The organism is Burkholderia sp. S-53, assembly GCF_025560745.1.
GTDB classification, from domain to species: Bacteria; Pseudomonadota; Gammaproteobacteria; order Burkholderiales; family Burkholderiaceae; genus Burkholderia; species Burkholderia pyrrocinia.
The window spans coordinates 925,885-947,516 of sequence record NZ_CP090482.1 but is presented as its reverse complement, the minus strand read 5'-3'; the positions used below and the strand labels follow the sequence as shown (position 1 = coordinate 947,516).

Below are 21,632 nucleotides of genomic sequence, written 5' to 3'. Positions count from 1 at the left end.
ACCGATGCGAGCGTGCTTGCAGGACGCGGCACGCGCATGGGAGGAGCCAACATGTCCGCCATCATCGACCAAGCCAACGAACTGGATCACCTGCTTGCGACCGCCGTGCAGGATGACAAGGAGGCCGGCGTCTTCCGCTGCCGCCGCGACATCTTCACCAACGCCGAGCTGTACGAGCTCGAGATGAAGCACATCTTCGAGGGCAACTGGGTGTATCTGGCGCACGAAAGCCAGATCCCGGACAACAACGACTACTACACGACGTGGATCGGCCGTCAGCCGATCGTCATCACGCGCGACAAGACCGGCGAGCTGCACGCGGTCATCAATGCGTGCGCACACAAGGGTGCGATGCTGTGCCGCCGCAAGCACGGCAACAAGGGCAGCTTCACGTGCCCGTTCCACGGCTGGACGTTCTCGAACACCGGCAAGCTGCTGAAGGTGAAAGACGAGAAGACGACCGAGTATCCGGTGCAGTTCAACACGAACGGCTCGCACGACCTGAAGAAGGTCGCGCGCTTCGCGAACTACCGCGGCTTCCTGTTCGGCAGCCTCAGCGCCGACGTGCTGCCGCTCGAGGACTACCTCGGCGAAACGCGCGTGATCATCGACCAGATCGTCGACCAGGCGCCGAACGGGCTCGAAGTGCTGCGCGGCAACTCGTCCTACATCTACGAAGGCAACTGGAAGATGCAGATGGAGAACGGTTGCGACGGCTACCACGTCAGCACCGTGCACTGGAACTACGCGGCGACGATGGGCCGCCGCAAGGAAGACGGCACCAAGGCCGTCGACGCGAACAGCTGGAGCAAGTCGGTCGCGGGCGTGTACGGGTTCGACAACGGCCACATCCTGCTGTGGACGCAGACGATGAACCCGGAAGTGCGGCCCGTGTACCAGCATCGCGACGAGATCAGGGCGCGCGTCGGCGACGTGCAGGCCGATTTCATCGTCAACCAGACGCGCAACCTGTGCGTGTACCCGAACGTGTTCCTGATGGACCAGTTCAGCACGCAGATTCGTGTCGTGCGGCCGCTCGGCGTCGACAGGACCGAAGTCACGATCTTCTGCTTCGCGCCGAAGGGCGAGAGCGAAGCCGACCGCACGGTCCGCATTCGCCAGTACGAGGATTTCTTCAACGTGACGGGCATGGGCACGGCCGACGATCTCGAGGAGTTCCGCGCATGCCAGGCCGGTTACGCGGGCATCACGGCGATGTGGAACGACCTGTCGCGCGGCGCGCCGTTGTGGGTCGACGGCCCCGACGAGAACGCGACGAAGATGGGGCTGAACCCGCGCATCTCGGGCGAGCGCAGCGAGGACGAAGGGCTGTTCGTGTGCCAGCACGAACACTGGGTGCATGTGATGCGCGATGCGCTGAAGAAGGAACGCGGGGAGGTGGCGGCATGAGCTTCGATTACCGGACTGTCTGCGCGGCGCTGTATCGCGAAGCGCGCCTGCTCGACGATCGCCAGTGGGACGAGTGGCTGACCTGCTACACGGAAGACGTCACGTACTGGATGCCCGCGTGGGACGACGACGATCGGCCGACCGACGACCACCAGAGCCAGATCTCGCTGATGTACTACCCGGATCGCGGCGGCCTCGAGGATCGCGTGTTCCGGATCAAGACCGAGCGCAGCGGCGCGTCGACGCCCGAGCCGCGTACCAGCCACAACGTGACGAACGTCGAGGTGCTGGCCGAGCGCGACAACGAAGTGGACGTGCGCTACAACTTTCACACGCTGAACCATCGTTACCGCGTGACCGATCACTTCTTCGGCACGATGTTCGTCACGTTGCGCAAGTCGGGCGACGCGCTGCTGATCTCGTACAAGAAGATCGTGCTGAAGAACGACTACATCCGGCAGGTGCTCGACGTCTACCACGTCTGACGCCGTTGTTTTGTCATGAAGGGAAGTGGAGGTGATGCCATGTCCAGCTACAAGATTGCACTGAATTTCGAGGACGGGGTGACCCGCTTCATCGACTGCAAGGCCGGCGAGAAAGTCCTCGACGCGGCCTTCCGCGCGAAGATCAACCTGCCGATGGACTGTTCCGACGGCGTGTGCGGCACCTGCAAGTGCCGCGCCGAAAGCGGCCGCTACGACCTCGGCGACGACTACATCGACGACGCGCTCACCGAAGACGAAAAGGACAGCGGCCTCGTGCTGACGTGCCAGATGGTGCCGCAAGGCGATTGCGTGATCGCGGTGCCGACCTCGTCGGTCGCATGCAAGACCGGCCAGAGCGGGTTCGCCGCGACGGTGACGAAGGTCGAGCAGCACAACGATGCGGCCGTCGTGCTCGAACTCGACGTCGGCGCGGCCGCGCCCGTGTTCCTGCCGGGCCAGTACGTGAACATCGACGTGCCCGCGAGCGGCCAGCACCGTTCCTATTCGTTCTCTTCGGCGCCGGCCGATGCAAAGGTCAGCTTCCTGATCAAGAAGATTCCCGGCGGCGTGATGAGCACGTGGCTCGAATCGGCGCAGCCGGGCGACACGCTGGAACTGCACGGGCCGCTCGGCAGCTTCTACCTGCGCGACGTGCAGCGTCCGCTGCTGTTCCTCGCGGGCGGCACGGGGCTTGCGCCGTTCCTGTCGATGCTCGAGGTGCTGGCACGCACCGGTTCGCAGCAGAAGGTGCACCTGATCTACGGCGTGACGCGCGATCTCGATCTCGTGCTGGTCGACGCGATCGAAGCCTGCGCGGCGAAACTGCCGAACTTCAGCTTCGCGACCGTCGTCGCGGACGCCGCGTCGAGCCATCCGCGCAAGGGCTGGGTCACGCAGCATATTCCGGCCGATGCGCTGAACGACGGCGATGTCGACGTGTATCTGTGCGGGCCGCCGCCGATGGTCGACGCGGTGCGCAAGTACTTCGACGACGAAGGCGTGAAGCCGAACAGCTTCCACTACGAGAAGTTCACCCCCAACGTCACGGCAAAGGCGGCATGACCATGCAACGATTCTCGGGCAAGGTCGTCGTCGTCACCGGTGCGGCGCAGGGCATCGGTCGCGGCGTCGCGCTGCGCGCGGCGGCCGAAGGCGGCAAGGTGCTGTTCGTCGATCGCGCGGATTTCGTCGCCGAGGTGGCGGCCGAAGCGACGGGTGGCGAGACGGCCGGATTCGTCGCGGATCTCGAAACCTACGACGGCGCGCACGCGGCGATTGACTGCGCGGTGCAGACGTTCGGCGGCATCGACATCCTGATCAACGGCGTCGGCGGCGCGATTCGCATGCGCCCGTTCGCCGAATTCGAGCCGGCGCAGATCGACGCGGAAATCCGCCGCTCGCTGATGCCGACGCTCTATACCTGTCACGCGGTGCTGCCGCACCTGCTCGCGCGCGGCGGCGGCACGATCGTCAACGTCTCGTCGAACGCGACGCGCGGCATCCGCCGCGTGCCGTATTCGGCGGCGAAAGGCGGCGTCAATGCGCTGACGCAGGCGCTCGCGATGGAATACGCGGAGCACAACATCCGCGTCGTCGCGACTGCGCCCGGCGGCACCAGTGCGCCGCCGCGCCGCGTGCCGCGCAATGCGGCCGGCGACAGCGAGCAGGAACAGGCGTGGATGAGCGAAGCCGTGCGGCAGGTGACCGACTCGACGTTCTTCAAGCGTTACGGCAGCCTCGACGAGCAGATCGCGCCGATCCTGTTCCTGGCCTCCGACGAGGCGAGCTACATCACCGGCACCGTGCTGCCGGTCGCAGGCGGCGATACGGGTTGAGCGGCGCGCGGTGAAGCCGCTTGCCTTGCATGTGTTCATCGATAACCAACCAACCGGCCGGCGCCGAGACGCCAGCCACGGAGACATCCATGCGTGATCGCAAAGCCATCGTTCCGGCGGGAATGGAAGCGGTGTACGAAAAAATCGGCTACGCGCCGGGCCTGAAGGTTGGCGATACGCTTTACGTATCCGGCCAGATCGGCCGCGACGCGGCGATGCAACTCGTCGAAGGCCGCGAAGCGCAGATCGTGCAGGCGTTCGAGAACCTGAAGCGCGTGCTGGAGGCGGCCGGCGCATCGTTCAACGACGTGGTCGACCTGACGACGTTTCATACCGACATGCGCGACCTGCCGCTGTTCATGCAGGTGCGCGACCGCTACCTCGATGCACACCCGAAGCCGGCGTGGACGGCGGTCGGCGCGCACATGCTGGGCGGGTCGCCCGGTTATATCGTCGAGATCAAGGCGGTGGCGGTGCTGGCTGACTGATCCGGTTCGTCGTCGGCGTTAATTTGCGTCTTCCGGCGTGAGCGGTGCGGTGATGTCGACAAACGACCCTGCCGGCCACTGCTTTCCGTGCCACGTAACGGGTGCGGCCAGAAAACACGATCTCAGCGCGGGCCCGGCCGGCGTGAGGTCGAAATTCGTATCGCCGCAGGGCCAGCCGTCGATGACCGCGCCTGCGCTCACCTCTGCGCGGGCCCGGTCGCAACAGTTGTCGGGGATGAAGATCAGCCCGTCGATCGGCACGTTGCCGAGCTGGACGGGGCGCGGGCTGTGAATCGACTGCAGCGTGCGCTTTGCGCCCCAGCCGAAAAAGCCGCCTTCGCCGTTGTAGACCGCATGGCTGCCGGGCGGGAACGTCACGCCGAGCACCTGCTGCGGCCTGGTCGTGACCTCTTCCCGGTCGTGATAGCCGTCGAGCGCGTATTCCCTGAGCAGTTCGGCACCGCATAGCAGGACGGGCAGGAAGAAGAACAGCACGCCATACGCAAGCCGCTTCGGCATCGGCATCCGGCGCAGCAGCAGCACGAACACCAGCAGGGTCATCACGACCCAGAAGGCCGACGCCACCGTGAACGCGGCCATCGCGATGCCACCCAGCTCGCCGGCTTCCGCATGGCTCACGGACGGGACCAGCGCCAGCAGCAGCGCCGTCATGGCGAACTTCCCGCAACGGGATCGGATGGGGCGGAGTCGCATCGGTCGATTCTTCAATGAACGTGGATGGTTATTCGAAGCCGCACAGGACGACTTTCATGATCCGGCGTATCGGCCAGCCTGAGCCACGGGAGGAACCGAACCAGCGGACGGTCGCGATCGCGAGCGCTAGTATGGACGTTGGCCGTGCGATTCTCCAGGTGTTGACGCGCTGCGGCACGCGTGTCGCGCTGTACCGATGCCCGGCCCGGTGTCGAACCCTGCGCCTGCCGCCACCAGCCGCGCGGCGGCAGGCGAACGACACGCATTCGGCGCGCATATGGCTGCCGGCCCGCCGGCAACGTGGCGCCCCATCCGGAGACAAGCCGATGACCGAACGCCAGCCCCCCGACATGACCCCTCCGCACGCGGAGCCCAGCGCGCACGATGCGCTCGAACACCTGCTCGGCAGCCTGCACCGGCATGGCTTCCTGCATTTCGCGAACGAGGTCGTCAGCGCGAATGCGCGGCTGGCCGACACGTTCGTCGATGCGCTCGACAAGCCGGGCATGCAGAGCGGCATGCAGAATCTCGCGGTGCTGCTGACGGCGCTGTCGCGCATTCCGCCCGAGCAGTTCGGCAAGGCCGTGTTCGCGGCGGCCGACGCGCTGCATCACGTGGGCGCGTGGCAGCCCTCGCAGCATGAACATGTCGCGCCCGGCGTGCGCGGCGCATATCGGCTGCTACACGACGAAGCGCTGTGGGATGCGTTGACGCCGTTGCTGGAAGGCCTGAAGGTGTTCGCGCAAGGGCTCGCGCGCGATCCCGGGCAGGTCGTGACGGCGCTCGGCGAGAAAACGCCGGACCCGTGACAGCGCCGCGCGGCGGATCGGCCGCGCGCGAGTGTGCGGCCTGCCGCCTAGCGGCTCTTGCGTGAAAACAGCAACGAATCGGCGTCGTTGAAGCGGATGCGCACCGGATCGCCGTAACCGGCTTTTTCCGCCACGCGGATCGACGCGACGTTGGTCGGCGCGATCAGGCACACGCTGCGCTCGAACCGCTGCTGCCCGTCGAGCCATGCAAGCGCGGCCGCGAGCGCCTCGGTCGCGTAGCCCTTGCCGTGCGCCCAGGTCGCGAGTGCCCAGCCGGCTTCCGGCACGCCACGAATCGACGGCTCGATGAGCCGGTGGAAATCGGCGAAGCCGAGATCGCCGACATAGCGGCCGGACGCCTTCTCGCGAATCGCCCAGTAGCCGTAACCGAGCAGCGGCCACAGCCCGCGATACGCGAGCATGCGCATCCACGAGTCGCGCGGCGCGGACGGTTCACCGTTGAAGATGTGCGCGACGACCTCCGGCTCGGCCCACATCGCGGCGAGCGCGTCGAAGTCGCCGAGCGGATGGCCTTCGAGGATGAGGCGCGGCGTGTCGAGAACGGGCGGGGAGGAGACAGGCGGCATCGCGGTTTCCGGGAACGAGTTGAACAGGACGGCTGGACTGACGGCGCGTCGATGCCGCGTTACCGACGGTCGCCGGCAACGGCCGGATCGGCGCCTGTATCGGTGATCGGCATGTCGAGCGGCTCGACGCTCGCGATCGCGGACAGGTTGCGTTTCATCCGCTTCGACGAAGCGATGACGGCGATTACCTGGCCCGCACGGCAGAGCGCCGAAATGATATCAAAACCCCTCGCCCCGGGTGAGCGAGTGCAACGCCGACATACGGGGCGACATACGGCCCGGGCCAGTAGACCGTCCTTCGCCGCCAAGGATCATCTCATCCGCCGCAGCGCACGGCACGGCGGTCGGCATTCAGCGAATGCTGTTCCGACGCGTCGCCCGCGCAAGCGGCAGGCCCGGCATCACGCAACCGCTGCTTCCCGATGAAACGGATAGTCCGTGTACCCGCGCGCATCGCCGCCGTAGAACGTCGTGCTGTCTTGGCGCGTCAGCGGCGCACTGCCGCGGCCGGCGGCACGGCCGGGCGAGATTGCATGGCCGTCCCGCGCGATAATCGGGATTGCACGTGGCGCGCGTCGTGCGCGCGCCGCATTCCCGATTCGCCTCCACCACTCATCATGACGCTCGAATCCGACTGGCTCAGCCGCTTCATGGCGCTCGTCACGGTCACGGGGAAGCTGGAAATCCGCTGCGCGTTCGGCGCGCCGTGGGCGATCGCGTACGAGCGGTCGCCCGCGCGCGAGATTCCGTATCACGTCGTGCTGCGCGGCCGCGCGATCCTCGAGAATCCCGACGACGGCACGATGCGCGAACTCGGCGGCGGCGACCTCGTGCTGCTTCCGCACGGCTCTCCGCACGTGCTGCACGACGGCAGCGGGCTGCCGCCGGTGCCGGCGACCAAGCGGCCCGGCGGTCACGTTTTCATCGGCGAGAACGCCGGCACCGGGGAGCGGCTGGACATGCTGTGCGGGCGTTTCGTGGTCGCGCCGCCGCACGACCGGCTGATCCGGCGTCACCTGCCGACGGATCTCGTCGTGCGTTCGGCGGCGGACAGCCGGACGCCCGATGCGCTGGCCGCGACTGCGCGGCTGACCGCGCTGGTGGAACTGATGCGTGCGGAATCGCTCGAGCAGCAGCTCGGCGGCCTCGCGATCCTGAACGCGTTGTCGGCGGCGCTGTTCGCGCTCGCGCTGCGCGCGATCAGCGAATCGGGACAGGCGCCGACCGGCCTGCTGGCGCTGGCCGGCCATCCGCGCCTTGCACCCGCGATCGTCGCGATGCTCGACGATCCGGCCAGGCCATGGACGCTGCCCGAGCTGGCCGCGCTGTGCAGCATGTCGCGCGCGACCTTCATGCGTCATTTCCAGTCGAAGCTCGGGCACTCGGCCGCCGACCTGCTGACCGACATCCGGATGAGCCTTGCCGCGAATGCGTTGCGTCAACCGTCGGCGAGCGCCGAGGGTGTGTCGGCCGACGTCGGCTACCAGTCGGTGGCTGCGTTTCGGCGCGTGTTCACGCGCTGGGCGGGGATGACGCCCGGCGACTGGCGGCGCCAGTCGCTCGGCGATCGACGAGATGCGGCAGCAGCGGACGAAGGTGTCGTCGACGACGTGGAGTAGCCGGGAAGGGGGAAGGCGTCGCATCCTGTGTCGTTTGCCCTGACGGCCGTCGCGGGCTGACGCGACGCTCTGCCAGGCCGCATCTCGACCGGCTTTCGGTTCACACCGACTGTTGCCGGAACGAACGGCGTGCCGTCGAAGCGCAACGCCTGTGCGCGAATCGGGCCGAGCGCAATCGACGTCGGGAATCCGGGCCGCGCCCCAGCTGGCACCGGCTGCGTTGCTGGAGACTTATTCTCCTTTGGAAGATCAGCCTGTCGGATGCAAAACCTGCGGCAAGCTGTTCGGCTGCATGCAAGCCCGGGCGAGGCAGCCAGGGGAATCGCGTTGTTTGCGGGAGGCTCGGCAAGTCCGTGGGACATGCGGTTCATAGGGCATTGAGTGTGACGGGACGCCGGATCGCGTCGTATGGCCACGCACGGGGCCTCGCATGAGGGGCTCTGCGAATTTGGATGTGCGCGTTGATTTTCTTCTATAGGAGATTTAATCTCCGAGTTGCCAGTCGTTGCGGGTCGGAAATCTTCTCGAATGATTGGCCGTCGGCAGCACGATTGCGCGAGGAGATCGGATTCGAGTCCTCCAGCAGTTACCGCATCATATTTTGTACTGCTTAGAAATATCAGCCGGATCGCTCGGTGCCGACCTGCGGGATAAAAGGTAGCCGCCGGTGCGGCATTAATGGGTTGTTTCTCTTGAGTCGGGCCTTCAAAGGAGTTAGCGATGAGCATCAAATTGCACAATCCCGCCAGCATGGCGCCGCCGTTCTCCTGCTACAGTCAGGGCGCTTCGGTGCCCGGTGACGCACGCTGGCTGTATGTTTCCGGTCAAGTGGGCGTGACGGCGGACGGTGTCGTTCCGGACGATCCGGAGCGGCAAACCGAGTTGGCGTGGGATAACCTTCTGGCCGTGCTGGCCGATGCCGGGATGACCGCGAAGGATCTGGTCAAGGTCGACGGCTTCATCACGAGCCCGGACCTCGTGCCGTTCTTCCGCAAGGAGCGCGAACGGCGATTTGCGGGGCACGCTGCTGCAACCACGATGGTCATCGTTGCAGGGCTGGCCGAGTCGAATCTTCTAGTGGAGATTCAGGCGGTCGCGGCCCGCTGACGCAATGTCAGTTCTGGTCGGGCGGTGGACATCCTTTGAACCGTGTTCGGCGCTTGACCAGGCGTTGGCGTCCATCGCGAGTCGTGGCAGTTATCGTGCGCCTGCCACGGCTCGTCTGTCGGCAAGCCGTCCGGGCAACCGCGGCACCAGCGAACAGCCGCGCGCGTACCGGTTCAACGCGGATTGCCGCGGCGATCCGCCGGGCGACCGGACGCAACCGTATCGATGCGGCTTGGCAGGACGGGCGGGCTAGGCTCGGCGAGAAATGACCATGAAATAGCCGCACGGCTCCGCCGTCTGATTGACGAAACCGTGCTCGACGTCGGCCTGGAAGAACAGCGAGTCGCCTGGTTCCAGATATTCCTTCTTTGCCCTGAACTCCACGACGAGATTGCCGATCGTCACGACGATCTGTTTCTCCACCCCGGACGGGTACGCAGGAAGCAGGCCGGTCGACACGCCAGCGGGAAGATAGTGATAGATGAGCTCCACGCGGCCGCCGCCTGTCGCCGGCGAAACGATGTGCCGTTCAAAACCTGTTTCGGGGTCGCGAAAGACCGGACGTGCCGCCCTGCGCATGACCACCGTATTGCCTCCGGGTTGATCTCCCCCGACCAGTTCCGTCAGCGACGATTGAAGGCTGTGCGCGATTCTCGTTGCGATGCCGATCGTCGGGCTCTTCTCCCCGCGCTCGACCTTGGAGAGCATGGCGCGGCTGACCCCGGAAAGTTGCGACAGTTGCTCCAGCGTCAACCCGGAAGCTTCCCGTAATCCGCGGACACGGCCCCCAAAGGCACGCGAGAGCGAGTCGTTCTCGTCCGCCATGCCCGATTCGGTGTCTTGTCCCTGCGGCATAGGTTCCTTTTCCATGATGAGTCGATGCGACAAACCGATATTATCATCCACCATAGAAGAAGCAATCAAGCATGCAAGACGCGTCTTGCCGTGCCCTCGGGCACGCGTCGTCTGGAAGGACTATCGGATACGGGCCCGGATGCGCGGCCACGGGGGCTGCACGAATGGCTGAACGTTACCCCCGGGCCGTACGCTTGCTTGAGTCTTCTATGGTAGATATTATTCCACCCATTGATGGATCGATTATCTGATTTCGAGGGGCGTCGAGCATGGACACGAACACGATGAAGCCGATTGCAAAAGGTCGGAACTTCGCATCCTTCCAGTTTGGCGATCTGAAGATCGTTGCGCTCCGCGACGGATACGTCGACATGCCTGCCACGCGGCTCCGGCGAGTCGATGGGGAGACTTTCGACACGCCACCCGTCGGGACGCATCTGGTCGACAACCAATTGCGACTGTCGGTCAATGCGTTCGTGATCGTTGACGGCGAACGGTCGGTCATCGTCGACACTGGCGCGTCGAACACGTGGTATTCCACGATGGGAAAACTGGTGGATGGGGCCGCTGAAGCCGGGATCGACAGGTCCGGTATCACGGACGTGTTGCTGACGCACACCCATGAGGATCATGTGAACGGCTTGATCGCACCGGACGGTTCGGACGCATTTCCGCAAGCGAAGAGAATCCTCGTCGGCCCGGAGGAAATCCCGGAATTTACCGGCCGGTTGGCCCGGCTGCGGGATCGCGTCACGCCGGTGACAGACAATTTCTCCGTGAGCGACCGGATCACTGCGGTTCGCGCGACCGGGCATTCTCCCGGACACACCGCGTACGAAGTGGCAAGCAGTGTCGGGCGCTTGCTGGTGTGGGGCGACATTATCCACGTGCCGTCGGTGCAGTTCGGGCGCCCCGAAATTGCATGGGAATTCGACAGCAATCAGTCGAGCGCTCGCGATACACGATTGGCACTTCTGGAGCGTGCGGCACAGCCGCATTATTTCGTGGCTGGCGCCCATCTGGATTTCCCCGGTATCGGGAGCGTGACGGCAGCGGGTGACAGCTTCGCGTTTCATCCCGTTGGCGTCGAGTGACACGTCGACGCGTTCGTCAATGACGAACGCGCGACGTTGTGGATCAATCGCGATATCGATCGGAACGCAGGAACGGCCGACATCGGGACCGCATGCCGGCGATGCCGCCGTGCTTACTTCACGGGCGGGAAATCGACGACCGTGTCGTTGATGCGGTTGAACGTGTTGGTGAAGATCGTCAGCGCGATCGCGAGCGAGATTTCCGCGAGTTGCGCGTCCGTGTAGCCGGCTTCCCGGATCGACGCGAATTCGTCGTCGGTGATCGTGCCGCTGGTCCGTTGCAGGTTCAGCACGAAGCGGATCAGCGCATCGCGCTTCGCGTCGCCGGTGTTCGGCTGGGCCGAGCGGATCGCGCGCAGCGCGTCGGCCGACAGCCCGGTCATCTTGCCGAGCAGGTTGTGCGCGGCGACGCAGTAGTCGCACCCGGTGTCGGCGCTGACGAGCAGCTTGATCGTTTCGAGATCCTGCTTGCTCAGCGTGCCGCCGGCGAGCACGCCTTCGGCGTTGAGCACGGCCGCGAGCGCGTTCGGCGCGAGATGGCCGACGGCGGCGAACAGGTTGGGGACGGTGCCGCCGGCGACCTTGCGAACTTGTGCGTACACGTCCGCGGTTGCGCCGGTGGCGGATTCGATGGCGGGGATGGCGATGCGGCTCATGACTGGCTCCTTGATCGGAAAGTTGACGCCCGTTCGTTCGGGGTGACTCCACTTTAGAAGCGCAGACTGATCCTCGTAAGTCGCAAAATTGCCAAACCAATGCTCAAAAGTATCAACCGGATGTGCGGCAGCTCGGGATCGCCGGTACCGGAAACCGGCACCGGCACCGACTCCGAGCCCGGCGGCTCGCCGGCGCTCTACTTCCGGCTTTTCAGGAAGGTCCGCCCTTCGGTCGTGATCGACGCGCCGGAGCGGCCGTGCGCGGGATGGCTGACGAAACCCGCGCTGACGAGCTCCCGCGCGATCGACCAGCCGAGCGCCGGCGCATCGCGTCCGTAGCGAACGTCGGCGAGGCGTTCGAGCGCCCAGATTGCGGAGGCTGACAGGTTGGGGGTGTTGGACGTGTCGTTGTCGCTCATCGCTTCCTCGGGGAATGGTGATTCGGGGTGGGCGGCGCGATGCCGCGAGAGTGGCGGGGCAAGCGTCAGCGCGCCTGCAGCAACGGAATCAGCGCGTGCAGCGCCGCTTCCTCGTCGGGGCCGGTAGCCAGCACCTGGGCCGACGTGCCGCCGTGTACCTGCAGCGCCGCGATGGCGGCGCCGTCCTTCGCGTTCTCGCGATGCCCGTTCGCGATCAGCAGGATGTCGCTTTCGAAGCGGCGTGCCGCGTCGACGGCTGCGTCTCGTGCGGCGCAGCCGCGGTTGCGGTTCCACGCGGGGCCGATTTGAACGTACACAACGGTTGCCACGATGCTGGAAAGCCTCCGGACGGGTGGTCGGGCGGTACGCGGCGCCGGGTTGGCAACGCACCGGGGGCGCGCGAAACGCGGTTTCACGACACGTGTCGCGTACATCGGATGGCCGGCCTTTCACGGTTTCCCGCAGGGGCGCGGGGCGTCGATCGGGCGGTCGAGGTGCGCCATTCGGTGCGAACATGCCGGCATCCTCACGGAAGCTGCTTTCAAGTTCGCTGAATGTCGCGAAGTGGGGGATTATAATGCATAGGTCAGATTATGTGTATTGCATTATAATGTCGTGTGCGCCGATGCCGGCCTGCCGCTCCGTTGGCGGGCATGTCCCGGCCACCCTTGCCCGGGCGCGCAGCCTGCTCGCCCGGCATTTCTTTATCGACCGACCCGAACTCCTCCCGAATGGAAGCTGCAATGAACGCCGCCCCCGCCTGCCCGCAATGCGCGATGGAAAACACCTACCCGGACGGCACGCTGACCGTGTGCGCGGACTGCGGCCATGAATGGTCGGCCGGCGCCGGCGCCGAAGCGGGCGACGAGCCGGCGGGCGACGTCGTCAAGGACGCGAACGGCAACGTGCTGTCGGACGGCGATTCGGTCGTGCTGATCAAGGACCTGCGCGTGAAGGGCTCGTCGATCACGCTGAAGATGGGCACCAAGGTGAAGAGCATCCGGCTCGTCGGCGGCGATCACGAAGTCGACTGCAAGACCGACATGGGCGGCTTCATGCTGAAGGCCTGTTATCTGAAGAAGGTCTGAGCGCATACTGCGATCGACCATTCCCATCCGACTACCCGAGCATGATCGAGGATCGCAGTTCCTACGAAGCGTTCGTCAGGTTCCTGGCGACACCGCTGAACGACGGCCGGCCTTTCGTGCTGGAGACGCGGCACGCGCTCTCGCTGCACTTCGATCATTTCGGCACGCAGAGCTTCATGTCGCTCAGGGATCCGGGCCGGCTCGAGCTCGGCTATACGCGCGTGATGATGGGCTTTCTGCTGCTGCAGCCCGAGCCTGCACATATCTGCATGCTCGGGCTCGGCGGCGGCTCGCTCGCGAAGTACTGCTACCGGCACCTGCCCGGCACGGCGATCGACGCGGTCGAGATCAACCCGGACGTGATCGCGCTGCGCGACGTGTTCAGGATTCCTGCCGATGATGCGCGGTTCGCGGTGGTGCGCGCCGACGGCGCGGATCATGTGGAAAGGGCGGACGTCCGGACGGACGTGATCCTGCACGACGTGTTTGTCGCCGACGGCACGCCGGGCCGGTGTACCGGCGCCGCATTCCTCGACGCGTGTCGCGCGCGCCTGAGCGATACGGGCGTGCTGGCGATCAACCTGATGGACGACGATCCGGCGCTGCCGCAGCATCTCGAGCAACTGCGATCGGTGTTCGGTGCGTCGTATGCGCTGGTGCCGTGCGGCGACGACAACAACTTCATCGTGTTCGCGTGGAAGGACGACCGCCGGCTGCCGTCGCTGCGCATCCTGCTCGAACGCGCGCTCGCGTGTGCGCAGGCGGGCGAACTCAAGCTGGCGGCCACCGCAAGGCGCATGAAGGCCGGGGAAGGCGTCGATCCGCAGCGGCTGGTCCGGCGTGCGCAATCGCACGGGCGATGGGAAATCGGCGCGTAACCGGCGCGTAACCGGCGCCGCGGGCGCGGCCTGTGCGGCCGCGCTTACTTCACGCGCTTGCCGAGCGCGCTCTTGGTCTTGTACGTCACGCCGTGCCGGTCGAGATACTCGCGGATCAACTGCCGCACGACTTGCGACGGCGTGAGATCCTGCTCCGCACAGAGCATCTCGAAGGCTTCTTTCTTCGCGGGGTCGATCAGGACGGTCAGGCGGGCGGTTTTCGTTTCCATTGCGAGGCGAGCGTGGTCGGTATGTTAATCAAATTATAATCGATCCGCTTTCGGCGACACCGCCGGCGTGCCATCGTCGCGTCCGGTCAGCGCCGGGTGCGGAGCAACACGAGCAGGTCGTCGATCACGGGCACGATCGCGAGCGTGACGAGGATGGCGGCGAGCGGCACGGTCGACACGTAGCCGACATGCTTGAAGCCGATCGCGCCGGCCAGGCCGCCGACGAAGAACGACGTGAGCATCGTCGCGTGAATCCTCAGTTTCGAGCGGTTGGCGATCACCGCATGCGCGTCGACGTCGGCGGCCGACCGGTTCCAGTAGAACAGCTTGCCGAGCTCGATGCCGAGGTCGGTCACGATGCCGGTCATGTGCGTCGTGCGGATCTCCGCGCCCGACAGCTTCGTGATCGTGGCGTTCTGCAGCCCCATGATGAAGCACAGCAGCGTCACGGTCACCGGCACGAAGAACGTTTCCCACAGCGCGAGGTGGCTGCCGAGCAGCCCGAACAGGAGCAGCAGCGCGGCCTCGACGAGCAGCGGCAGCATGAACTGGCTGTGCAGGCCGCGGCGGCGCCCCCAGTTGACGAGGATCGCCGAGCAGCTCGCGCCGACCAGGAACGACCCCAGCGAGCTGATGCCGGCCAGTGCGAGCCGCACGTCGCCGAGCGCCGTCTGGTCGGCGATCGCCGACACGATGCCGCTCATGTGCGACGTGTATTGCCTGACCGCGAGGAAGCCGCCGGCATTGGCCGCGCCGGCGACGAACGCGAGCGAAAACCCGAGCTGACGGTTGGCGGTCGCGCTGCGGTGTTTTCCCGTCAGGTTTCGAAAGTACTGCGCTGGCATAGGGGCTTCGCTCAATCGCCGCGGATCGCGGGCACGGACGGCAGGACCGGCGCCGGACGGCCGCGCGGGCAGGCCGCCTGCACCGGGCACCGGGTCTCTCGAATCATGTGACGAACATGATAATGCCATTATCATACTCTGTTAGCCGGATGGCGCTTTCAGTACAATGGTCCGACGCGCAGCCGGCCTGCGGCTTCGCTGCCGCGCGGCCTGCGCTCACTTCTACTCACCGCTTCATGACCCCGATCAAGTTCATTCTTCGCTACACCGCGATCCCTTTCACGGCCATCGTGGCCGTGGTGGTCTGGACTGTCATACCATCGTCGAAAGAGATCGATGCGAGACAATATGCGGCGCTGTCGCGTGCGTACGCGAGCTTCCCGCTGCCGTTCCGGCACGAGATCTCGGAAGCGATGGACCACGGCCGGATCAACGACCGGCGTTACCAGACACTCGTGCGCGATTCGCTGGGCAACGGCGTCGCGCTGGACTGGCCGGCGTCAGGTGTCGGCGACATCGCGGACGAACGACAAAAGCTGGCCGAACTGATTCAGGCCGATTCGGATCTTCAAAGACAACACCCATGAAAACTCTGCTGGTTTCTGTGGCATTCGCGATGATCATCGCGAGCCTGATTTTCGCGCTGTATTTCATGAATCACGATCGCGGCAAGTCCAAGCGGATGGCGTGGTCGCTCGCGGCACGCGTCGGGTTGTCGGTCACGCTGTTTCTGTCGCTGCTGATCGCGTACAAGCTCGGCTGGATCGAACCGACCGGGTTGCCGATCGGGCGTTGAGCGGGGCACGCCCCGTTGCATGCGGGGCGTTTTCGGGAATCGGAGTTTGATTCGGTGATCGACGTGTTGTGATAAGAATACTTATCCTGATGCAGTTGATGCGAATGTCGGCGGCCGGTGGAATTGCAACGTCGAAACGGTCATTTCATATCACCGGGCCGCGATGAAGTCGCAGCCCGGTGCGCGTGTACCGGCGAGGGCAGCGGCATTCTGCCGACGCGCTACCCGCGCACAGTCGCTTATCCGCGCGCCTGACGCAGCGCGCGGCCCATCTCCGCGATCGGCATCGACGCAATCGAGTTCAGCAGGCGGATTTCACCGGCATCGGGGCGGGCGATCTCGCGCACTTCATCGAGCGTCTGCGCGACGCTGCGATCGAGCGGTTCGAGAAAGCGCCGAAGCTCGTCTTCGGCCGCCTTCGCCTTGAGCCCGAGCGCGTTGCCGAACGCGATCAGCGCGCTCGCGTCGATGTCGGAGAAGCGCGTCGCCGTGCCGAGCGGCATCGTCAGTTCGCAGTGCGGCCAGTGATCGCCGCGATGGTCGGGCCGGTGCGTGGGCGTGTGATAGACGACCGTGCTGACGATGTCGTAGAACGGCGCAAGCCGGTAGCCGCGCGCGTCGACGAAGAACGACAGGTTTTTCAGGTGCGCGTCGCCATTGCCGACCACCACGTTGAAGATCGTCCAGCGGAACACCGACAGGCGCGCGAGTGCGCGCGTGCTGGTCTGCCCGATCGCGCGGCCGAGTTCCTCCGCGTTCGCGCGCTGGTACTTGAAGCCGCGATCGTAGTTCAGCAACTGCATCGCATCGATCGTGTGCAGGCGTCCGGCCGGCTCCGACGCGGTATCGCGGTCGAAGCGGTCGATCACGTAGCACGCCGACGGCGCACGAAGAAAATGCACGTCCGGGACGTCGAGGCCCATCCGTTTCGCGAGCTTCATGCAGAAGAATTCGTTGATCGCCGAATGCGGATAGCCGGCGGCGCGCATGTCCGGCTTCAGCAGATGCATCGACGGCTCGCTGCCGACCGGTTCGAACAGCGCGTAGTCCGGCGGGTCGCCGCGCAGGATCAGCAGCAGCTTCTGCTGCGCGCCGGCCGCCGACATGCGCTTGGGCGCGGTGGCCGTCAGCGCGCGCTCGGGCATGGCCTGGATGCGGCGCTCGAGTTCGTCGAGCGCAAGCGGCTGCATGCTGCCGGCGGCCTCCTGTTCGCCTTCGGCCAGCAGCGTGAGCGCGCCGGCCGATTCGCGCCCGAAATACGCGAGCAGGCCCCACGCATCGGCCGCATCGATCTTCGCCTCGCGCGCGAGCGACGTCCGCATGCCTTCTTCGGGCAGCAGGTTGTCGAAGAACCACTGGACCGGGCGATCGGTCGAGCTGTCGGTGAAGGTGTCGGCGCGCAGCGCGAAAGCGGGCGACAGCGGGTATGCGTGCGGCGAGGCCAGCCACTGCGGGTCGTACGTGAACGACCAGACGCCCTTGTCGTCGGTCAGCCTGCCCATGCGCAGCCCGTTCGCGGACGCGATCAGCGTTCTAGCCATGGCTGCTCCTGCGGCGTTGAGCGGCCTTGAGCGCGTTTTCCGCCGAAATCTCGATCGACGACTCCGCGAACAGGCTCACGCCCAGTTCGCCGAGCAGCAGCAGCACCTTGCCGATTTGCGCGGTCGGCTTCCCGGCTTCCACCTGGCTGATGAATTTCGGCGAGAGCCCCGTGGCGTTCGCGAGCTCGTCCCGCGTGAACCCCTGCTGGAGCCGCACGGCGCGAATGAGGTTGGCGAGGGCGCCGATCGTGTTGACGGACCGAGTCTCCGGCATGACGTTCTCCGTGCTTCGTATCTGAGCGGGAACAGTATTGCACAACTTGCGGGTTCGGGCATCGATTCGTTTCCGTTCGGAAACGAAATGGCCAGGCAGGTGGCTGGATGGCTATTCCGTTCCCGAGCGGGAACCGAATGGCATGGAATCGCAGGCAACGGGATTTTTCGTATCCGGGCGGATACGTGATTGGCGCGCAGGACGAAGCCGGCCGGCCGCGCGTGCCGCCCGGGCACCGCATGGCGCGCATCGACGCTGACGCGACGTTGGGAACGACAAGAGCCAGCACGTCGGTCCGACGATCGTGCGGCGCGCGTCGACTCCGCTGTGCCGCGGACGGCAGCGCGCGTCGACATCGTTAGAATGACCGCGGCACATCCGCCCATTCCGTGGCCCGTCACCCGATCGACATGAACCCATGACCGTACAAGAACTCGAAAAACTGGTGCGAAGCCTGTTCGTCGACGACAGTCTCGAAGTCTTCGGCGAGACCGGCTACAGCCTCTCTTTCGTCGTGCCCGGTAAGGTCAAGGACGTCAAGGCCGCGCTGCTCGCGCGCACGGATCCGGCCGGATGGGACGGCGAGGCGGTGCACGGGTTCTACCGGTGCGACGACGGGGACTGGGCACTGTATCTGCGCGCGATCCCGCATGCGGTGTTCTGCATCGCGACCGTGCAATCGTTGCATGCGCTTCACATGCAGCGGCATCTGGACGCATCGGCGGTCACGCCGGAGCAGCAGGCGACCTACGACGCCGAGGAGGCGCAGCGCCGGCAGGAAGCCGAAGCGCGGCACGAGCGCGACACGCGGACCGAGCCGCTTGCGCCGCTCGGCGGGCCGTTCCATAGCGACGGCGAACGCGTATGGGCCCGCATCGGCAGCGGGCATCGGTATCGTGCGCTCAACAATTTCGATCTCGGCAGCTTTCGGCATCTGGTCGACAACTTTGCCGTCGATGCGTCGGGGCTGCGCTACTACGCGAGCGGCGCCGCGTTCAGCTACGACGACGAAGGCGAAGGACTCGTTGCCGATGGCGATGCCGCGACGCTGGAATCGCTGGGCGGCGACTGGTATCGCGATGCACGGCAGGCCTACTATTTCGGCCCCGACATCTACGACCGCGGCGAATGGCACCTGACCGTGGTCAAGGCAGACGTCGCCAGCCTGACGCATATCGGCGGCGCGTACGCGCGGGATGCGAAGCACCTGTTCTGCGCCGGCGTGCGCAAGCGCGGCATCGCCGATCCGGCCGGCGTGGTCGGCCTCGGTTACCGGTATGCGCGGCTCGGCGCGCAGATTCTTTACGACGGCAAGATCGTGACCAAGCCGGGGCGCATCGACGTCGAGACGGCGCGTGCCGTCTTTCACGACGTGCTGGTCGACGATGTCGGCCACGTGCTGTGGGGGCAGAACTATCGCAAGCCGTTGCCGGGGATCGATGCCAGAAGCCTGCGCTTTCTGACGCGTTTCTATGCGGTCGACGACCATCGCGTCTACTACCGGACCGACACGAACCTGGCCGTTTGCGAAGGTGTCGACCGCGCGAGCGTGGAGGTCGTGTCGTCGATGAGCATCCGCGATCGGGACGGCTTGATCGACATTCGCTATCCGGAAGGCATCGTGCGCGTACCGGCCCGGTCGACGGAATCGTGAAGGCCCCGATCGGACGGTTCCGCGCGTGGCGCAACTGCTCGTTGCGGTGCGTATGCCCGAGCATCGATCTTGATGTCCGCAGCAGATAAACGTATCCGAATCGCTTCGTTGACGCAGTCCGGCAACCGGGCGCGACGCGGCAAACAACGATTCCCGCTTTGCTTGTCGTGCCGCGCCCGATGCGCGTGCCGTCAGAACTTCACGCGCAGCCCGCTGACGAGCGCGATCTGGCGGTTCGTCGACGACGCGCTGCCGATGTTCGAGATCGCCGCGATCTTGCGATAACCGCCCGACGTCGCCGTGCTCGGATCGCCGGCCGCGAGCTGGTAGATGCCGGACAGATAGATGTCGGTGCGCTTCGACAACGCGTAGTCGAACCCGAGCGTGAACTGGTGCCAGCGCGGCTTCAGCGTCTGGCCGCCGGTGCCCGGCAGGCCGCTCGCGCGCCCGTCGGTGAACGTATAGACGCCGATCAGCGTCGCTGCCGGCGTGATCTGGTAACGCGCGTTCGCGTCGTAGTTGTTGAACTTGCGCGACGAGCCGTCGACATAGTCGAGCTGCGTGTGGCTCCACGTAAATCCGAGCGTCGCGCGGCCGAGCGCGTAGTTCGCGCCCACGGCGCCGATCTGCTGCTTGAGCACGCCGCCGTTCAGCCCGTAGAAGAACGCGCCGCTGTAGTCGTTGCCGGTGGTCGAGGTCGCGCCGCCCACCGCACCGCTCGTATTCGACGTCGCGTTCGGATGATTGAGCCGTACATAGCCGCCGCCGACCGACAGCGGGCCGTTCACGTAGTTCGCCGATACGCCCCACGCGTTGTTGTTCGAGAAACCCGTGCCCGCGCCGCCGTTCGCCTGGTTGCTGAATGCATAGAGCAGCTCGGCCGTGAAGCCGGCGATCGTGTCGCTGCGGAACTTCACCGCATTGTTCAGCCGGAAGCTCTGGTTCAGGTTGTCGTTGTCGCCGACGTGCGTGGCCGGCGACCAGAAGCCGGACCCCGAATACTGCGCGACGAGATCGGTGATCGGCTCGTACTGGCGGCCGAACGTCAGCGTGCCGAGCCCCTTCTTCGCGAGGCCCACGTAGGCGGAGCGGCCGAACAGGCGGCCGCCCTGGCCGAGCCCGCCGTCGCTCGGCCGGAACCCGCTTTCGAGCGTGAAGACCGCCTGCAGGCCGCCGCCGAGATCCTCCGCGCCTTTCAGGCCCCAGCGGCTGCCGCTCAGCTTGCCGCTCGTCTGCTGGATGTTGCTCGCACCGCCCTGATTGTTCGTATAGGCGATACCGGCATCGACGACACCGTACAACGTGACCGAACTCTGCGCATGCGCGCTGACCGAACCGATCGAAACCAAACCCAGGACTACCGATTTTTTGATCATGACCATCCTCTGCCTTTATGACTACGTCTGCGAGGATCACGATGCTATTGACGACGGGCGCCGCGCCGAACGGTCGATCCGTGGTTTGTAAATCGCTGCGCGGCCGATTTGTAATGTGCATTGCCGCACGCTCGACACGTGCGTCGCGATCGCGTCCGGCGCGCATGCTGCGGCGAACGCATCGCACCGACGGCGAACGTCGAGCGCCGGAAACGTGCAACCGCCGTCATATCGATCGATGAAATCGTTCGATGTCCACAACGCATGCGGCTCGCCTCGCGATGCTTTTACGCAACGGCCCCCTGTGCGGAGAACGGCCGATGCGCTAAGCGCGGCCGCATATCGATTTCGCAAAACGTTGGTATGGCAGGGCGAGGCGTGACGGTAGAGTCGGGCATCCGGTCGCGGGCCGGCATGCTCCGGGAGCACGAGGGCGCCGACGTGCGCGTTCGTCCCGGTCGTACAACGTACACGGGAACCGTTCGATATGAGTCGCGATGTGCTGTTTTTGCTGGAACCGGGCTTTACCGATCCGAAGCATCCAGGTCAACGCTTCGTCTGTCCGCATGGACTGTCGATCGAAGGGCTGCTGGCGAGCGCGCCCGAGCGCGCCGGCCGCATCGACGTGCGGCGCATCGGCTTCGAGCGGCCGCGGCACGCGGTGATCGATGCGCTCGACGACGCGCACCAGGGCCTGCCGGTGCTCGTGCTCGGTCGCGACCAGCCGGCGCCGGACGACGCGCAGGCACTCGGCGACGTGCGCTTCGTCACCGACGCGCGGCGCATCCTCGAACTGCTGGCCGAACGCCACGGGTTTCCGGTGCTTCATTGACGCATCGGTTTGCACTTCTTATTCGATTCTTATCCGACCG

General features: G+C 65.6%; 26 protein-coding genes. 15 read left to right on the top strand and 11 right to left on the bottom strand.

Annotated elements, in window-relative coordinates; all coding sequences use genetic code 11:
- The first annotated feature begins 51 nt into the window (after positions 1–51).
- From LXM88_RS03915 to LXM88_RS03895, 5 genes are all read left to right on the top strand, one after another.
- Positions 52–1,410 (top strand): Rieske 2Fe-2S domain-containing protein, encoded by a 1,359-nt coding sequence (locus LXM88_RS03915; protein WP_262530631.1) that lies wholly within the window; start codon positions 52–54, stop codon positions 1,408–1,410.
- Entirely contained in the window at positions 1,407–1,895 is a 489-nt protein-coding gene (gene benB, locus LXM88_RS03910) for a benzoate 1,2-dioxygenase small subunit (RefSeq protein WP_262530630.1), read from the top strand. Before LXM88_RS03915 ends, benB begins: the two co-directional genes overlap by 4 nt.
- Before the next feature lie 39 nt (positions 1,896–1,934).
- A complete protein-coding gene (benC, locus tag LXM88_RS03905; protein WP_262530629.1) occupies positions 1,935–2,957 on the top strand; it encodes a benzoate 1,2-dioxygenase electron transfer component BenC in 1,023 nt (340 codons plus the stop codon).
- Complete coding sequence (gene benD, locus LXM88_RS03900; RefSeq protein ID WP_262530628.1) at positions 2,954–3,730, top strand: benzoate diol dehydrogenase BenD; 777 nt, start codon at positions 2,954–2,956, stop codon at positions 3,728–3,730. Before benC ends, benD begins: the two co-directional genes overlap by 4 nt.
- Before the next feature lie 89 nt (positions 3,731–3,819).
- Complete coding sequence (locus tag LXM88_RS03895) at positions 3,820–4,218, top strand: RidA family protein (RefSeq protein ID WP_262530627.1); 399 nt, start codon at positions 3,820–3,822, stop codon at positions 4,216–4,218.
- 18 nt (positions 4,219–4,236) lie between these two features.
- On the opposite strand, the gene LXM88_RS03890 is transcribed toward LXM88_RS03895, so the two are convergent.
- Complete coding sequence (locus tag LXM88_RS03890) at positions 4,237–4,890, bottom strand: hypothetical protein (RefSeq protein WP_262530626.1); 654 nt, start codon at positions 4,888–4,890, stop codon at positions 4,237–4,239.
- A gap of 368 nt (positions 4,891–5,258) precedes the next feature.
- On the opposite strand from LXM88_RS03890, the gene LXM88_RS03885 reads away from it, so the two are divergent.
- Positions 5,259–5,741: a DUF1641 domain-containing protein gene (locus LXM88_RS03885; RefSeq protein WP_262530625.1), complete on the top strand. Its 483-nt coding sequence runs from the start codon at positions 5,259–5,261 to the stop codon at positions 5,739–5,741.
- A 47-nt stretch (positions 5,742–5,788) separates the two neighbouring features.
- Here LXM88_RS03885 and LXM88_RS03880 read toward each other — a convergent pair whose 3' ends face one another.
- Positions 5,789–6,328 (bottom strand): GNAT family N-acetyltransferase, encoded by a 540-nt coding sequence (locus LXM88_RS03880; protein ID WP_262530623.1) that lies wholly within the window; start codon positions 6,326–6,328, stop codon positions 5,789–5,791.
- A 617-nt stretch (positions 6,329–6,945) separates the two neighbouring features.
- On the opposite strand from LXM88_RS03880, the gene LXM88_RS03875 reads away from it, so the two are divergent.
- Positions 6,946–7,947 (top strand): AraC family transcriptional regulator, encoded by a 1,002-nt coding sequence (locus LXM88_RS03875; RefSeq protein ID WP_262530622.1) that lies wholly within the window; start codon positions 6,946–6,948, stop codon positions 7,945–7,947.
- Positions 7,948–8,667: 720 nt separating this feature from the next.
- Positions 8,668–9,054 (top strand): RidA family protein, encoded by a 387-nt coding sequence (locus LXM88_RS03870; RefSeq protein ID WP_262530620.1) that lies wholly within the window; start codon positions 8,668–8,670, stop codon positions 9,052–9,054.
- A gap of 249 nt (positions 9,055–9,303) precedes the next feature.
- Here the strand turns inward: LXM88_RS03870 and LXM88_RS03865 are convergent, their stop codons facing one another.
- On the bottom strand, positions 9,304–9,924 hold the full coding sequence (locus LXM88_RS03865; RefSeq protein WP_262530619.1) for a helix-turn-helix domain-containing protein: 621 nt from the start codon (positions 9,922–9,924) through the stop codon (positions 9,304–9,306).
- A gap of 254 nt (positions 9,925–10,178) precedes the next feature.
- On the opposite strand from LXM88_RS03865, the gene LXM88_RS03860 reads away from it, so the two are divergent.
- Positions 10,179–11,003, top strand: a complete 825-nt coding sequence (locus tag LXM88_RS03860; protein WP_262530617.1) for an MBL fold metallo-hydrolase — start codon at positions 10,179–10,181, stop codon at positions 11,001–11,003.
- 113 nt (positions 11,004–11,116) lie between these two features.
- Here LXM88_RS03860 and LXM88_RS03855 read toward each other — a convergent pair whose 3' ends face one another.
- The 3 genes from LXM88_RS03855 to LXM88_RS03845 all read right to left on the bottom strand — a co-directional run bounded on the left by LXM88_RS03855 (position 11,117) and on the right by LXM88_RS03845 (position 12,395).
- A complete protein-coding gene (locus tag LXM88_RS03855; protein WP_096475959.1) occupies positions 11,117–11,659 on the bottom strand; it encodes a carboxymuconolactone decarboxylase family protein in 543 nt (180 codons plus the stop codon).
- Positions 11,660–11,856: 197 nt separating this feature from the next.
- Complete coding sequence (locus tag LXM88_RS03850) at positions 11,857–12,078, bottom strand: hypothetical protein (RefSeq protein WP_262530615.1); 222 nt, start codon at positions 12,076–12,078, stop codon at positions 11,857–11,859.
- 65 nt (positions 12,079–12,143) lie between these two features.
- On the bottom strand, positions 12,144–12,395 hold the full coding sequence (locus tag LXM88_RS03845) for an HPr family phosphocarrier protein (protein WP_262530614.1): 252 nt from the start codon (positions 12,393–12,395) through the stop codon (positions 12,144–12,146).
- A gap of 426 nt (positions 12,396–12,821) precedes the next feature.
- Between LXM88_RS03845 and LXM88_RS03840 the strand changes: the two genes are divergently transcribed.
- Both LXM88_RS03840 and LXM88_RS03835 read left to right on the top strand, forming a co-directional pair.
- The gene (locus LXM88_RS03840; protein ID WP_031401187.1) at positions 12,822–13,166 is read left to right on the top strand and encodes a zinc ribbon domain-containing protein YjdM; all 345 of its coding nucleotides are present in this window, start codon (positions 12,822–12,824) and stop codon (positions 13,164–13,166) included.
- 41 nt (positions 13,167–13,207) lie between these two features.
- Positions 13,208–14,044 (top strand): spermidine synthase, encoded by an 837-nt coding sequence (locus tag LXM88_RS03835; protein WP_262530607.1) that lies wholly within the window; start codon positions 13,208–13,210, stop codon positions 14,042–14,044.
- Between the two features lie 44 nt (positions 14,045–14,088).
- On the opposite strand, the gene LXM88_RS03830 is transcribed toward LXM88_RS03835, so the two are convergent.
- Both LXM88_RS03830 and LXM88_RS03825 read right to left on the bottom strand, forming a co-directional pair.
- A complete protein-coding gene (locus LXM88_RS03830) occupies positions 14,089–14,274 on the bottom strand; it encodes a ribbon-helix-helix protein, CopG family (RefSeq protein ID WP_021158209.1) in 186 nt (61 codons plus the stop codon).
- 86 nt (positions 14,275–14,360) lie between these two features.
- Positions 14,361–15,119 carry a YoaK family protein gene (locus tag LXM88_RS03825; protein WP_262530605.1) on the bottom strand — a complete coding sequence of 253 codons (759 nt, stop codon included), beginning with the start codon at positions 15,117–15,119 and terminating at the stop codon, positions 14,361–14,363.
- 236 nt (positions 15,120–15,355) lie between these two features.
- Between LXM88_RS03825 and LXM88_RS03820 the strand changes: the two genes are divergently transcribed.
- Both LXM88_RS03820 and LXM88_RS03815 read left to right on the top strand, forming a co-directional pair.
- A complete protein-coding gene (locus tag LXM88_RS03820) occupies positions 15,356–15,706 on the top strand; it encodes a hypothetical protein (RefSeq protein ID WP_262530604.1) in 351 nt (116 codons plus the stop codon).
- Positions 15,703–15,915 carry a twin transmembrane helix small protein gene (locus tag LXM88_RS03815; protein WP_006489184.1) on the top strand — a complete coding sequence of 71 codons (213 nt, stop codon included), beginning with the start codon at positions 15,703–15,705 and terminating at the stop codon, positions 15,913–15,915. Before LXM88_RS03820 ends, LXM88_RS03815 begins: the two co-directional genes overlap by 4 nt.
- Before the next feature lie 239 nt (positions 15,916–16,154).
- Here the strand turns inward: LXM88_RS03815 and LXM88_RS03810 are convergent, their stop codons facing one another.
- A complete protein-coding gene (locus LXM88_RS03810) occupies positions 16,155–17,456 on the bottom strand; it encodes a HipA domain-containing protein (protein ID WP_262530592.1) in 1,302 nt (433 codons plus the stop codon).
- Entirely contained in the window at positions 17,449–17,730 is a 282-nt protein-coding gene (locus tag LXM88_RS03805; RefSeq protein WP_047904202.1) for a helix-turn-helix domain-containing protein, read from the bottom strand. Before LXM88_RS03805 ends, LXM88_RS03810 begins: the two co-directional genes overlap by 8 nt.
- Before the next feature lie 418 nt (positions 17,731–18,148).
- Between LXM88_RS03805 and LXM88_RS03800 the strand changes: the two genes are divergently transcribed.
- Positions 18,149–19,384: a DKNYY domain-containing protein gene (locus LXM88_RS03800; protein ID WP_262530591.1), complete on the top strand. Its 1,236-nt coding sequence runs from the start codon at positions 18,149–18,151 to the stop codon at positions 19,382–19,384.
- Between the two features lie 191 nt (positions 19,385–19,575).
- Here LXM88_RS03800 and LXM88_RS03795 read toward each other — a convergent pair whose 3' ends face one another.
- Positions 19,576–20,760 (bottom strand): porin, encoded by a 1,185-nt coding sequence (locus LXM88_RS03795; RefSeq protein WP_262530590.1) that lies wholly within the window; start codon positions 20,758–20,760, stop codon positions 19,576–19,578.
- 487 nt (positions 20,761–21,247) lie between these two features.
- Between LXM88_RS03795 and LXM88_RS03790 the strand changes: the two genes are divergently transcribed.
- Positions 21,248–21,592 (top strand): DUF3088 domain-containing protein, encoded by a 345-nt coding sequence (locus LXM88_RS03790; protein ID WP_262530589.1) that lies wholly within the window; start codon positions 21,248–21,250, stop codon positions 21,590–21,592.
- Positions 21,593–21,632: the final 40 nt, after the last annotated feature.